This is a genomic window from Perlucidibaca sp. (assembly GCF_057084925.1).
Genome location: NZ_JBXMRC010000028.1, coordinates 1 through 13,008, shown reverse-complemented (window position 1 = coordinate 13,008; position 13,008 = coordinate 1). Strand labels below are relative to the sequence as shown.

Here is a 13,008-nt window from a genome sequence, read left to right as displayed (position 1 = left end):
ACGATGAAAACCGCAATGGAATTCCGCGCCGGCAACGTGATCGACATCAATGGTCAGCCCATGATCGTCATCAAGACCGAGTACAACAAGTCCGGCCGCAATGCTGCCGTCGTTAAGATGAAAATGAAAAATCTGCTCACTGCGCAGGCGCAGGAATCGGTTTACAAAGCCGACGACAAGTTTGACCAAATCATCTTGGAACAGAAGAAGGCCACCTACTCATATTTCGCTGACCCCATGTACGTGTTCATGGACGAAGAGTTCAACCAGTACGAAGTGGAAAAAGAAAACCTGGGCGACACCATCAACTTCATCGAAGAAGGCATGGATGATGTTTGCGAAGTCGTGCTCTATCAGGGCAAGGCCATTTCCGTAGAACTGCCCACTACCATCGTCCGTGAAGTGGCTTACACCGAGCCGTCTGCTCGTGGCGACACCTCCGGCAAGGTCATGAAAATGGCCAAGCTGAACAACGGCTTCGAACTGCAGGTTGCCGCCTTCATCGAATCTGGCGAGCGCATCGAAATTGATACGCGCGATGCCACGTTCAAGTGCCGCGCCAAGGGCTAATGCCGCCCTAAGTAGCCTTGCAAAACTCGAAAGAACCGGCCTTTGTGCCGGTTTTTTCGTTTATGCAGATGCCGAAGCCGACGGCCACGCGCGGCTCACTAACAAGGCCAGCAAGATGACGACGCAGCCGGCGAGCTGCTGCGATGTCATGCGCTCACCTAACCAAATTGCCGCCAGCGAAGCCGTCCAGACCGGTTCTACAATCATGATGACCACGCCATGACTGTGTGAGGACAGGCTTTGCGCGTAGGTTTGAATCAAGAAGCGGGCAGCCGAGCCTAGCAAAGCACTGGCCAGTACCCACATCACCAACGTGCCACTCACCGTGCTGAGCGTTGGCAGCCAAGGTTCATAAACTGCTGACAAGACGGCGGTCACCACACCCACCGTGAGCATGACAATGGTGGTCAGTGCTAAAGCAGGCACTTTAGTCACCGCACCTTCCGCATGACTCGCTCGATGATTGGCCGCGCGCGTGTTGAGAGTGTAATAGAGCGCAAAGAGCGCCGCTGCCAGCACGAAATACCACTGCCCCGACGCCAGCGTGAAGCCATCGTGCAAGGACAGCAAAGCAAGGCCTGCGGCCGCAATAGGCAAGGCGACCCAGGTACTCATCGGCACCTGCTCAGCAAACACCCAGCGACCAATGACGGGCACCAGCACTACCCCTAAGCTGGTCAGGAATGCGCCTTCCCCTACATGCGTGCCGTGAAACAAGCCCAAAATCCACACGCTCATCCCCGCAGCAAAGCACAAGCCGACGCGCAAGCTCCGGCGCCACTGCAAGGCATTCAATCGACGCAGCTGCGGTAAGCCCCAAAGTGCTAGAAACAGCCCGGCCAATAAGAAGCGGACGGCCATAAATAAAAAGGGCGGCATTAACCCAATGGCTTCTTTCGAGAAAAGCCAACTCATGGCCGCGAGTAGTGTTACCAAGATCAATAAGATGTCGGCCTTTCGTGCGTTCGATAGCGCCACAAGAAACCCCAAATGCCATAATGCAGAACGAACAGTTTACGGCAGGTCATCATGCAAACGCTTCCATCAACACAAGAAGTTACCCCAAAAAATCGGGTGCTTTTTGCCAGCTTGATTGGCACCACCATCGAGTTTTTTGATTTCTACATTTATGCCACGGCCGCCGTTCTGGTTTTTCCCATTTTATTTTTCCCGGCCGATGACCCTGCGGCGGCGACGCTACAGTCGCTGGCCACGTTTGCCATCGCCTTTTTTGCTCGCCCACTAGGGTCTGCCGTCTTTGGTCATTACGGCGACAAGTTAGGCCGTAAAGCCACTCTCGTGGCTGCGCTGTTAACCATGGGCCTATCTACCGTTGCCATTGGTCTCTTGCCCACCTATGCGCTGATAGGAGTCTGGGCACCATTGCTGCTGGCCCTGTGCCGTTTTGGGCAAGGCCTCGGCCTTGGCGGGGAGTGGGGCGGAGCCGTTCTGCTGGCCACCGAAAACGCACCACCCGGCCAACGCGCTTGGTATGGCATGTTTCCACAGCTCGGCGCGCCCATTGGTTTTATTCTCTCGACCAGCCTGTTCTTACTGCTGACTAGCCTGCTCAGTAGCGAGGACTTTATGTCGTGGGGTTGGCGTATTCCTTTCCTTGCCAGTAGCTTGCTGGTCTTGGTCGGTCTCTATGTGCGCTTACGCATCACCGAAACGCCAGCCTTTCTAGCGGCAAAAGAGACGCAAGAGGCCGTGGGCGTGCCCTTGGTCAAGGTGTTCAAAGATCACAAAGTCGCCATGCTCGCTGGCACGCTCATCGCCATTAGCGCCTTTGTAATTTTCTACCTGATGACGGTGTTTACGCTGAGCTGGGGCACCAGTCAGCTCGGTTACAGCCGCGAGGAATTTCTAAAATTTCAGCTCTTTGGCGTGGTGTTCTTTGCCCTAGCCATTCCGGTTTCTGCGTATTGTGCCGACCGTTTTGGCTGGCCCGTGACCATGCGCTGGGTCGCCATCATCATCATTCTCTTTGGTGCCAGCTTCTCGGTGCTCTTTGGATCGGGCCATATCGCCGGCGTGCTCGCCACTCTGGCCTTAGGCTTCACCTGCATGGGCCTTACCTACGGCCCCTTGGGCACTCTGCTCAGCGATTTATTTCCTACCCATGTGCGTTACACCGGCTCATCACTGGCCTTCAATCTCGCGGGTATTCTGGGCGCATCCATTGCCCCCTTTACCGCCACATGGCTGGCTACCCATTGGGGGCTGATGGCTGTTGGCGCTTACATCGCGCTGGCGGGTGCCTTGGGGTTACTGGGGCTTAACAGTCGCGCAGTGCGGTACGCGCGCGGTGACTGACCCGTCCAGCGGCGAAAGGCACGTCCAAAATTGGATGGATCAAGATAGCCCAACTCCGTGGCTATCTGATCGACCGACAAGCCGCTGTGCAGCAAAAGCTCGACGGCGCGGCCTCGCCGTAACTGCTCCAGAATCATTTGAAAGCTGGTCCCTAACTCGGCCAAGCGTCTGCGTAAGGTGCGCGGCGACAGATGCAGATCATTGGCCACAGACTCCAGCGTAGCGGTTTCAGCTAAACGCAGCTTGATAATACGGCGAACATCCGGCAACAGGCCGCCTTCATCATGGAGGCGCTGTAACTCTGCCTCGCATTGCACCTTCGCCATCGCCAGCAACTGAGGATCCGGCAGGCCTAAGGGAATCTGCAAACCAGCACGAGGAAAGCGCACCTGCGTAAACGCACAGTCGAAACTTAGGCGATCACCCAACTGGGCACGTAACTCGGCGTGATGAGCTTGCTCTGGGTAGCTCAAGCGAATTTCCGCATTAAACTTTCGACCAGTCACTTGCTGTCCGCACACCATAAACAGACTAATAATCGCATCGAGGACCATGACTTTGATGGACCCTAAGGGCACCCGCTCATCCAGCTGAATGACCGCCATTTCGCCCTCGCGAAACAGCCGAATTTCTAACAAGCTAGTGCGTGTGCGGAAGTAACGCACCGCTAGATCGGTCGCCTCACCGATGGTGCGACTGGACAACACGGCATAACCTAAAAAGCCGTGACTGCGAATATTTAACATCTGCCCCAGGTGCAGCCCGAGTCCTGGGTCGGGCAGCAGTCGCTGAGTATTGGCAAAGACCTTTAGGCAAAGCGCTAAAGGCACTTGACGATTAGGCTGCTCCAACTCTGCTAAGCCTAGCTCCGTACCTGCCAAGACCTGCTCAGAACTAATACCGCGCGTGTGCAAATGCTGACACAGCAGCAAGAGATAGTGGGCCGACAGTGTTTCTTCCGTTAACCTGCGTGCCGTGGTCATTGCCACTGGCCTCCAATGACCGATTTCGCGGAAAATATACCCTGCAAAACGGCCGAAGCCCAGCGCTGAAATTCATCCGGCCCAGAATGCAAAAAGCCCCAGCTTTCGCTGAGGCTCTATGCACAAAAATAAATGGTGGCCGGGGGCGGAATCGAACCGCCGACACGCGGATTTTCAATCCGCTGCTCTACCAACTGAGCTACCCGGCCACGGGAGGGGCGTATTAAAGCGGGGCAAAGTGGATGCGTCAAGCCTTGGTGGAGGGTTGCGTAGGTTTTTCTGAAGTTTTTACCTTCTTTAAGGCAGAGGCGCCGGGGAAACCTGGCCAATTACGCCGCCACAGGCGAAGCAACCAGCGCTCAATGAGCACTAACTGTACAACAAACCACAGACTGGCAAACCAGCATAAAGCCGCCAGCGTGAGGCTCAGCTCAACCGAGGTCGTGCCCCAACTGACTAAGACATAACCGGGATCTTGTCGCAGTGCGACTGCCATTAAGATCAGCAGCACGGAGATACTGAAGAGCGCACCCAAATGCCGGCTCACAGTCGCGTCTCCGCTGTCTGCATGAGCGAATCTAACGCGGCGCGTGTGCTCAGAGAGGGCAAAGATAGCTGCACTTGCAGAGCCTGTAAGGCGGCCAGTTCATCCAAGAGTGGCACGAGGGTCGCGCTGGGTAGTGCCGACAGTTGTTGCTGCACACGCAAACTCAACGTTTCTAAGGCGGCGCGATAAACCACGCCATCGCCACGCAACAGGGCCAGTTCGGCTTGATTGATCAGCAGGCTCAGTTGATCGCGCAACAGCTGGAGTCGCGAGGCGTCCAAAAGCGGCTGCAAGGGCTCGTCATACTGGCGAATCACAATCAGGGCACGAAACTTGGCTAAGCCCTGCTGCCACAGATTTTCCATTTGATCCTGAGCATTCACTGCCTGCGGCACTTGGCGCCCAGCCTCGCGAGGCAGCGCCAATGTGGTGACGCGGCGATCTAAGTTTTGCAGACGCAGATAAATACCGGCCACATCCACACGCGGCAGTCCGGAGAGCACACTCAAGTCTTGCTGTAAGGCGCGTCGTAACGGCATCAATGAAACGTCTGCCTGACCCGCCAGGAGTCGGTCCGCTGCTAACAAGGCTTGTTGAGCCTGTGCCGCATCATGATTAATGATCAGCGCTTGCTCGGCCACCGCCACACTGTCTGCTACGCGACTGGTGAGCCAGCGCTGACGTACTTGCGGGCCCTGTGCCAACAGGCTATCCAAACGTGCTTGTTGGAGCTTGAGCATTTCTTTATTAAGCCCGGCCTCGGTCCGCAACACCGACATTTGCTTACTGAGCTCGCCATGCTCGGCGCTCAGTACTTTTACCGCTTGCTTGGCGCGGCGGTGTTGTTTTTCGCTATGCCAGGCCACCGCTGCGGCTGCAATCGCCAAAATCGCTACGATGCTGAGCAATACCTTAAAGCCCGGCGTTAACGGTCGCTTAATAGACACCGCCGTCACTAACGATTGCCGACTGTTGCTACCCACCATGTGCATTCCCTATGTTGGCTACTAAACGTCCTAACACTCAGATGACGCCCTGAATTCCACCGCTGTATTCTGCCATTGCTGCAATGCCTGCAACCAGGCGTCTGGTGTAGCCCCGTGACTACATAACACCCGAGTTGCACCGGCCGCACGCACATGTGATGCCAAACGCTGACTAACGGCAATTAACACGGGCTTAATGGCAAAGTCACCTGCTACTTGCTGCCAATGCTGCCATATCAGTGTGCTGGAGAGCAGCACCACATCCGGTCGCTGGCTTTGGTTTCGCCAGATGGCATCGGTGCCTTCAGGCAGCCTGCGCGTATAGAGCGGCATCACATCCACGTGAGCGCCTCGTGCACGCAGCGTATCGGAGAGCAATTCTCGTCCAGCATCGCCCCGAAACAATAACACGCGATGGCCCGCGACGTGGCTTAATGCGGGCAATGCCAGCATACCTTCACTGTCTTCTTGTTCCGGCGCAATGGCATTCAAACCGGCGTCATTCAACAAAGATTGCGTGGCGGGGCCCACGGCAACGACCGATACACCCACTGGCCACTGCGGCCAGTAATCGGCGACCGCTTCCAAACCTAATCGCGCGGCATTGGCACTAACAAACACGACCGTTTGGTAACGATCAAGATCCATTAAACAGTGTTTAGCTGTGGCGTCTAACGCCAGCGGTACTATTTCCAATAAGGGCAACGCTAAGACGTTAGCACCGGCACTGATGAGCGCCTGCGACAGCGCCGCTGCCTGACGCGCGGGCCGTGGGTTTAGCACACAAACCCCCGATAGACTCGGTGCTGGCTTAGGGAGTGACATGCCCATGCTCACCATACACGGCGGCCAGAATATCGGCTGCACCGGCCGTCAATAATTGCTCAGCAACCCGCTCACCTAGAGCGACGGCTTCGCCAATCGGAGCGACACTGCTGGCTTCCAGTAACTGACTGCCATCGAGACTGCCGACGCGTCCCTGCAGGAATAACTGCCCCTGACTTAAGGTGGCAAAACCTGCGATAGGTACCTGACAGCCACCCTGCAATCGCGTATTCATGGCGCGCTCAGCGGTCACACACAGCGCGGTATCGGCATCATTTAAAGGCGCCAACAAGGCGCGCGTGCGAGCATCATCGAGGCGGCACTCTATTCCAACAGCACCCTGGCCAACCGCTGGCAACAATACGGCCTCTTTAAGCGCAGCACGAATGCGTTCAGGCATGCCCAGTCGTATCAACCCGGCACTCGCCAAAATCAGCGCGTCGTACTCACCGTTGTCTAATTTCGCCAAACGCGTGTTCACGTTGCCGCGCAAATCTTTAATGACTAAATCCGGGCGATGGCGGCGGAGCTGACATTGGCGACGCAGACTGGAAGTACCGACCACGGCACCCTGGGGCAAGTCATCCAAACTGGCAAAATGATTACTGACAAAAGCATCGCGTGGATCTTCCCGCACACAGATGGCCGTTAGGCCTAGGCCCTCGGGAAAGGCCATGGGCACGTCCTTCATGGAATGCACTGCAAGGTCCGCGCGGCCTTCGAGCATGGCCACTTCCAGCTCTTTAACGAAGAGGCCTTTGCCACCAATTTTCGCCAACGGCGTGTCGAGAATTTTATCGCCACGAGTCACCATGGTGAGTAATTCGACGTTCAGGCCAGGATGATGTGCACGCAAGGCATCTGCCACGTAATGCGCCTGCCAAAGCGCTAAAGGGCTTTGTCGTGTGGCAATTCGCAGGGTGTCAAGATCGGGAAGGGAAGAAGCAGAAGATGTCATAAAAACCTCAGGGCCGGCCACTGCGCGCAGTGTAACCAGCCCTGAGGTTTGTGTAACGCGAGAAGCGCATCAAACGCGATGCAGCGTCTCACGCAATTCGGGCAAATGCCGGCGGCTCACCACGAGGCGCTCGTCCAAGCCGCGAATACGCACGCGATACTGACCCGTCGCAATCAGCTCTAAGCCTTCGAGATAGGTAAGCGACAGCAAGGCATTGCGGTGAATACGAATGAAACGATCGCCAAACTCTTCCTCGAGCTCTTTCAGCGTTTCATCAATCAAGACCTCACCATGCTCATGACGCACCGTGACGTACTTGTGATCCGCAAGGAAATAACGAATTTCATCGATTGGAATCAATTCAATGCCGCGATGCGTGCGCGCCGTAATGTGGCTGCGGCACGAAGCCGCTTGCTCGGCTGCCACCGGCTGTTGGCGCATGCTTTCCAATTGCAGCTGGTTTACTCGGCAGGCTCGGGCCAGTGCTTCGCGGAGACTTTCACGGCTCACGGGCTTTAACACATAACCCGAGGCTTGCACCGAGAATGCCTCCAGTGCGTGCTCATCGAAAGCCGTGCAGAAAATAATGGCGGGCGGAGCGTCCATCAGTCCGAGTTGACGGGCGCAGGTCAGGCCGTCCATCACCGGCATACGCATATCCATCAGGATTATGTCTGGCTGATAGTCTTGTACGAGCTTCAAGGCAGCTTCGCCGTGCTCAGCCAACCCCACGAGTTCATAGCCACCAATGTCTTCCAGTAGCCGCACTAAACGTTCGCGGGCTAAACGTTCATCGTCACAAATAATGACTCTTGGTTTCATCTGCCTTACCCTCTGTTTTTATTTTTATGTCCGATGTTTTCCTATCGTCGGCTCTTTTGTTGTGCCGGACTTTGTCCGTGCGGATAACGCAAATGCGTCACAAACATCCCGTTGCTCGCGCTGGCTTGCAGACTAGCCTGCTCACCGAAACGCGCTTTCAACCGCTCCGTCACATTACGCAATGACATTTGATTGCCGCTGCGCGTTGCGCCTTGAGCCACTGGATTGGTCAGTTTAATATCAACCCATTCAGGGCCACAAACCACCTTTAGCGTAATGTCGCAGCGAACGGCGGAAAGTTCAACACCATGTCTAATCGCATTTTCTAAAAGCGGTTGTAAAGAAAGGTGGGGTATTCGTAATGACTCCACGCCCGCGCCCACCTGCCAATCAATCGCCAATCTATCACCCAAGCGCAATTCTTCGATATTGGCATATCGCCGGCATAAGGCAATTTCTTCTGCCAAACTGACATCGACGGTATCGCGCAAACTGGCGCGAAACAGCGTAGCTAGGTCCTCTACTGCCTGCTCCGCCTTGTCGGGGTCAACCGCAATTAAGCTGGCGATAATATTCATCGAGTTAAATAAGAAATGCGGCTGAATACGCGCCTGCAACGCTTCCAATCGCGCTTGCAATGCCGTTTTCTCACGTATTCTGAGTTGCGCCTGCAGGGCTAAGTAGCGCAAAAATAAACTGGCAAACAGCGCGACAATAATTAAATGCCGGGCCAGCGTGCTGTATTCGTTACTGACAAACGACATCAGGGGCAGCTGCAGCCAGTCCAGCAGATAAATCCCCAGCACACTCAGCCACACCAAATTGAACATAATGAGCGCAACGGACGCCACGCCGATAGTCAGGTGCGACCAAGACGCCATAGCCACGCGCCAACGACAAATCAGAGCAAAACTAATGGCAATGACCGCGCCGGAGAGCGTTGCTAGCAGAAAAAAGTCCCACAGCGGGAGAGGCCAGAGACTCGGCGCCTGAGCCACTAACAGAATGAGTGCAATAAGGATGGCCAAACTGGCTAAACGACGCGCCGCTGCCGTCGAGCAAAAGTCGGGCAGCCAAAAATCGTTTAGTTCGTCACTCTTTTGTCCGCTGCTGGTCGCTGCGACGGGTGGGTTTGTTGTTTTTATTGACATATCGCGAGTCTGCACGGACACGAGCAGCGCGGCAAGCCTTGTCGAGCTGCTATAATGCGCGCACTTTTTGACCCGCTAGCTGAACTGCAGGCTAGCGAAACATCGGGTTATTTCATGAGCAATACATCCTCATCCATGTGGGGCGGCCGTTTTTCTGAGGCCACCGACCAGTTTGTCGCCGAATTTACGGCCTCTGTGCGCTTTGACCAGCGCATGTATCGCCAAGATATTCGCGGCTCTATCGCACACGCCACCATGCTCGCCAAAGTCGGCGTACTCAGCGTGGCCGACCGTGATCTGATCATTGCGGGTCTCGAACAGATTCTCGGCGAAATTGAAGCCGGACAATTTGAATGGCGTGTCGATCTCGAAGATGTGCACATGAACATCGAGCACCGGCTCACTGAGCGCATCGGCATTGCTGGCAAGCGCCTGCACACCGGCCGCAGCCGCAACGACCAGGTCGCCACGGACATTCGTTTGTATGTGCGCGATGAAATCGATGCCATCCGCGCGGAACTCAAGCGCCTGTTGACCGGCTTAATTGACCTTGCCGAACGAGAAGCCGACACCATCATGCCCGGCTTTACGCATCTACAGACGGCGCAGCCGGTGACCTTTGGCCACCACCTGCTGGCCTGGTTCGAAAACCTCAAGCGTGACGACGAGCGCCTCGTGGATCTGCGCCAACGCGTTAATCGCCTGCCGTTGGGCGCTGCTGCCCTGGCCGGCACGACTTACCCGATTGATCGTCATTACACTGCCGAGCTACTGGGTTTTGATGCCGTCTGCGAAAACTCGCTGGACGCCGTGTCGGACCGAGACTTCGCGATTGAGTTCAGTTCCGCCGCCGCACTAATCATGATGCATCTGTCGCGCTTCAGCGAAGAGCTAGTGCTGTGGGCGTCGGCACAGTTTCAGTTTGTTGATCTGCCAGATCGCTTCTGCACCGGCTCTTCCATCATGCCTCAGAAGAAAAACCCGGATGTCCCCGAGCTGGTTCGCGGCAAGGCCGGGCGCGTCTTTGGGCATCTCATGGCGCTGCTGACCTTAATGAAAGGCCAGCCTTTGGCCTACAACAAAGACAACCAAGAAGACAAAGAACCGTTATTCGATGCGATCGACACCGTGCGTGGCTCGCTGCGCGCCTTTGCCGACATGGTGCCTGCACTGCAACCGCGTCGCGACATCATGCGTGAAGCCGCCCGTCGTGGCTTCGCCACGGCGACCGACTTGGCCGATTACTTGGTCAAGCGCGGCGTTGCTTTCCGTGATGCCCATGAAGTTGTCGGCAAAGCCGTGGGGTATGGCGTGCAGACCGGCAAAGACTTAGCGGAAATGACGCTGACCGAGCTACAACAGTTCTCGTCCATCATTGCCGATGATGTATTTACGGTACTGACACTGGAAGGCTCAGTCAGCGCCCGAAACCATTTTGGCGGCACTGCACCGGCTCAAGTCCGTGCCGCCGTTGAGCGCGCCCGCGCTCGCATTAACTAATCAAGGAGTTGTTCATGCGTGTTTTATCGATACTGACTTTGACCCTTTTGCTAGCAGCTTGCGCAACAGTACCTGCCGGTAATGGCACAGCACCCGCGGCTAGCAACACTGCAACGCCTACGCAAACGCAATCGTTTTTGGCAGCCATGGAAGCCAAGCGCGGCAGTGCGTTAACCCTTGCAGAGCGCTTGCAGGTTCAAGGCCTTACTGGGACTGCCAAGGTTGGTCTGAATAATGCTCAAAACAACTTCCTCAACAAAGTAGGTGCTCAGGTCGGGCTCGATGGCGCCATCCTTGCGGCACTTTTTCCAGAGGCGGGCAAGCCTTTAAGCGAAAATGCAGTGGTTGCCAAAATTGAGAGCAGCCTCGGCAAAAAACTAACCGCTGCCGATCAAGCCGCCGTGAAGTCAGCCACCGTGTTGCGCAATAATTCTTTAGTCAACCTGAAAACTGGCCTAGCCGCTAGCATCGGTAGTCGAACAGGTATGAGCACTGAAGTTGTTCTGGCACTGATGCCCCTGCTAGGCCTGTAAGCCAAGCAACCCCGGAGAACTGTCATGAGTCTGCCTTCAGAAAAAGTCACCGTCGGCACGCAGGAAGCGCCCCTGCTGTTCGGCTACGACCGTTACTGGGCGGAGTGCTATGGCACAGCTCCGTTTCTGCCGATGTCGCGCGATGAAATGGACCAGCTCGGCTGGGACAGCTGCGACATCATCATCATTACCGGCGATGCCTATGTCGATCACCCCAGCTTCGGCATGGCCATCATCGGCCGCCTGCTCGAAGCCCAGGGTTTCCGCGTCGGCATCATCGCGCAGCCGGACTGGCAGTCGGCCGAGCCGTTCAAGGCGCTGGGCAAGCCCAACCTGTTCTTCGGCATCGCCGCCGGCAACATGGACTCGATGATCAACCGCTACACGGCCGATCGCAAAATCCGCTCCGACGATGCCTATTCGCCCAATGACGAGGGCGGCCGTCGCCCGGATCGTGCCAGTCTGGTCTACGCCCAGCGCGCGCGCGAAGCCTATCCGGACGTACCGCAGGTGCTCGGCGGCATCGAAGCGTCACTACGACGCATCGCGCATTACGACTACTGGCAGGACAAGGTGCGCCGTTCCATCCTGCTCGATGCCAAGTCCGACATCCTGCTCTACGGCAATGCCGAGCGCGCCATCGTCGAGATCGCGCACCGTCTGGCGCGTGGCGAGAACATTCGCGACATCACCGATGTCCGTGGCACCGTCTTCCTGCGCCGCGACACGCCCGAGGGCATGTTCGAGCTGGACTCGACGCGCGTTGATGCGCCGGGCAAGGTCGACCGCATCCTTAATCCGTATGTGAACACGGCCGATCTCGACGCCTGCGAGATCGAGCAGAAAAAAGGCCCTACCGAATATGTCGGCGGTGCCAGCTTTGCCGGCGCCAGTTTCTCGGATGGCAGCAGCACGGGGCTGACCATGCCAGCCGCGAAAGACATTGGCGCGCCGATTGAAGTCACGCCGGGTGCCTGGGGCGAGCTGACCGCGCTGCCGGAAGACACCACCGTGGTCACGCTGCAGCCTGCCAAGTTCAAGATGCCGCCGCGCGACAAAACCGTGATCCGCCTGCCGTCCTACGAGAAGGTCAAAGCCGACCCGGTACTCTATGCCCACGCCAACCGCGTTCTGCATTTGGAGACGAATCCGGGCAATGCCCGCGCGCTGGTGCAGCGTCACGGCGACAGCGATGTCTGGCTGAACCCGCCGCCGATTCCGCTGACCACGGAAGAAATGGACTATGTCTTCGACCTCGAATACGCCCGCGTGCCACATCCCGCCTATGGCGATGCGCGCATTCCGGCCTATGAGATGATCCGCTTCTCGGTCAACATCATGCGTGGCTGCTTCGGCGGCTGTACCTTCTGCTCGATCACCGAGCACGAGGGGCGGATCATCCAGAACCGCTCCCACGAATCGATTCTCCACGAGATCGAGGAGATGCGCGACAAGGTGCCGGGCTTCACCGGCGTGGTCTCCGACCTCGGCGGGCCGACCGCCAACATGTACCGCATCGCCTGCAAGAGCCCGGAGATCGAGAAGCACTGCCGCAAGCCGTCCTGCGTGTTCCCCGGCATCTGCGAGAACCTCAATACCGACCACAGCTCGTTGATCGAACTGTACCGCAAGGCCCGCGCCCTGCCGGGGGTGAAGAAGATCCTGATCGCCTCGGGCCTGCGCTACGACCTCGCGGTGGAGTCGCCGGAGTACGTCAAGGAGCTGGTCACCCACCACGTCGGCGGCTACCTGAAGATTGCCCCGGAGCACACCGAACGCGGTCCGCTGGACAAGATGATGAAGCCGGGCATCGGCAG

At 56.9% G+C, this 13,008-nt stretch carries 13 protein-coding genes and 1 tRNA gene; 5 read left to right on the top strand and 9 right to left on the bottom strand.

The annotated features are described in order from the left end of the window. Window positions 1–3 precede the first annotated feature (3 nt). A complete protein-coding gene (efp, locus tag AC14IB_RS09195) occupies window positions 4–570 on the top strand; it encodes an elongation factor P (protein ID WP_484231598.1) in 567 nt (188 codons plus the stop codon). Between the two features lie 60 nt (window positions 571–630). Here efp and AC14IB_RS09190 read toward each other — a convergent pair whose 3' ends face one another. Further along, on the bottom strand, window positions 631–1,548 hold the full coding sequence (locus AC14IB_RS09190) for a DMT family transporter (RefSeq protein ID WP_484231597.1): 918 nt from the start codon (window positions 1,546–1,548) through the stop codon (window positions 631–633). 51 nt (window positions 1,549–1,599) lie between these two features. Between AC14IB_RS09190 and AC14IB_RS09185 the strand changes: the two genes are divergently transcribed. Continuing rightward, complete coding sequence (locus tag AC14IB_RS09185; RefSeq protein WP_484231596.1) at window positions 1,600–2,886, top strand: MFS transporter; 1,287 nt, start codon at window positions 1,600–1,602, stop codon at window positions 2,884–2,886. Here the strand turns inward: AC14IB_RS09185 and AC14IB_RS09180 are convergent. The 8 genes from AC14IB_RS09180 to AC14IB_RS09145 form a co-directional block, all read right to left on the bottom strand. Next, window positions 2,811–3,869, bottom strand: a complete 1,059-nt coding sequence (locus AC14IB_RS09180; RefSeq protein ID WP_484231595.1) for an AraC family transcriptional regulator — start codon at window positions 3,867–3,869, stop codon at window positions 2,811–2,813. The genes AC14IB_RS09185 and AC14IB_RS09180 overlap by 76 nt on opposite strands. A gap of 133 nt (window positions 3,870–4,002) precedes the next feature. Beyond that, window positions 4,003–4,078, bottom strand: a tRNA-Phe gene (locus tag AC14IB_RS09175). A 38-nt stretch (window positions 4,079–4,116) separates the two neighbouring features. Next, window positions 4,117–4,416: a hypothetical protein gene (locus AC14IB_RS09170; RefSeq protein WP_484231594.1), complete on the bottom strand. Its 300-nt coding sequence runs from the start codon at window positions 4,414–4,416 to the stop codon at window positions 4,117–4,119. Then, complete coding sequence (locus tag AC14IB_RS09165) at window positions 4,413–5,402, bottom strand: uroporphyrinogen-III C-methyltransferase (protein WP_484231593.1); 990 nt, start codon at window positions 5,400–5,402, stop codon at window positions 4,413–4,415. Before AC14IB_RS09165 ends, AC14IB_RS09170 begins: the two co-directional genes overlap by 4 nt. Before the next feature lie 30 nt (window positions 5,403–5,432). After that, window positions 5,433–6,227, bottom strand: coding sequence for a uroporphyrinogen-III synthase (locus AC14IB_RS09160; RefSeq protein WP_484231592.1), 795 nt, complete (start codon window positions 6,225–6,227; stop codon window positions 5,433–5,435). Beyond that, window positions 6,214–7,185, bottom strand: coding sequence for a hydroxymethylbilane synthase (hemC, locus tag AC14IB_RS09155; RefSeq protein ID WP_484231591.1), 972 nt, complete (start codon window positions 7,183–7,185; stop codon window positions 6,214–6,216). The genes AC14IB_RS09160 and hemC overlap by 14 nt, the downstream gene beginning before the upstream one ends. Window positions 7,186–7,254: 69 nt before the next feature. Continuing rightward, on the bottom strand, window positions 7,255–8,007 hold the full coding sequence (locus AC14IB_RS09150) for a LytR/AlgR family response regulator transcription factor (RefSeq protein WP_068857630.1): 753 nt from the start codon (window positions 8,005–8,007) through the stop codon (window positions 7,255–7,257). Window positions 8,008–8,048: 41 nt separating this feature from the next. Beyond that, a complete protein-coding gene (locus AC14IB_RS09145; RefSeq protein ID WP_484231590.1) occupies window positions 8,049–9,158 on the bottom strand; it encodes a sensor histidine kinase in 1,110 nt (369 codons plus the stop codon). A gap of 114 nt (window positions 9,159–9,272) precedes the next feature. Between AC14IB_RS09145 and argH the strand changes: the two genes are divergently transcribed. The 3 genes from argH to AC14IB_RS09130 all read left to right on the top strand — a co-directional run. Then, window positions 9,273–10,658 carry an argininosuccinate lyase gene (argH, locus tag AC14IB_RS09140; protein WP_484231645.1) on the top strand — a complete coding sequence of 462 codons (1,386 nt, stop codon included), beginning with the start codon at window positions 9,273–9,275 and terminating at the stop codon, window positions 10,656–10,658. A 14-nt stretch (window positions 10,659–10,672) separates the two neighbouring features. Further along, on the top strand, window positions 10,673–11,191 hold the full coding sequence (locus tag AC14IB_RS09135) for a hypothetical protein (RefSeq protein ID WP_484231589.1): 519 nt from the start codon (window positions 10,673–10,675) through the stop codon (window positions 11,189–11,191). 24 nt (window positions 11,192–11,215) lie between these two features. Then, window positions 11,216–13,008 (top strand): YgiQ family radical SAM protein (locus tag AC14IB_RS09130; RefSeq protein ID WP_484231588.1); only part of this gene is annotated, 1,793 nt, incomplete at its 3' end.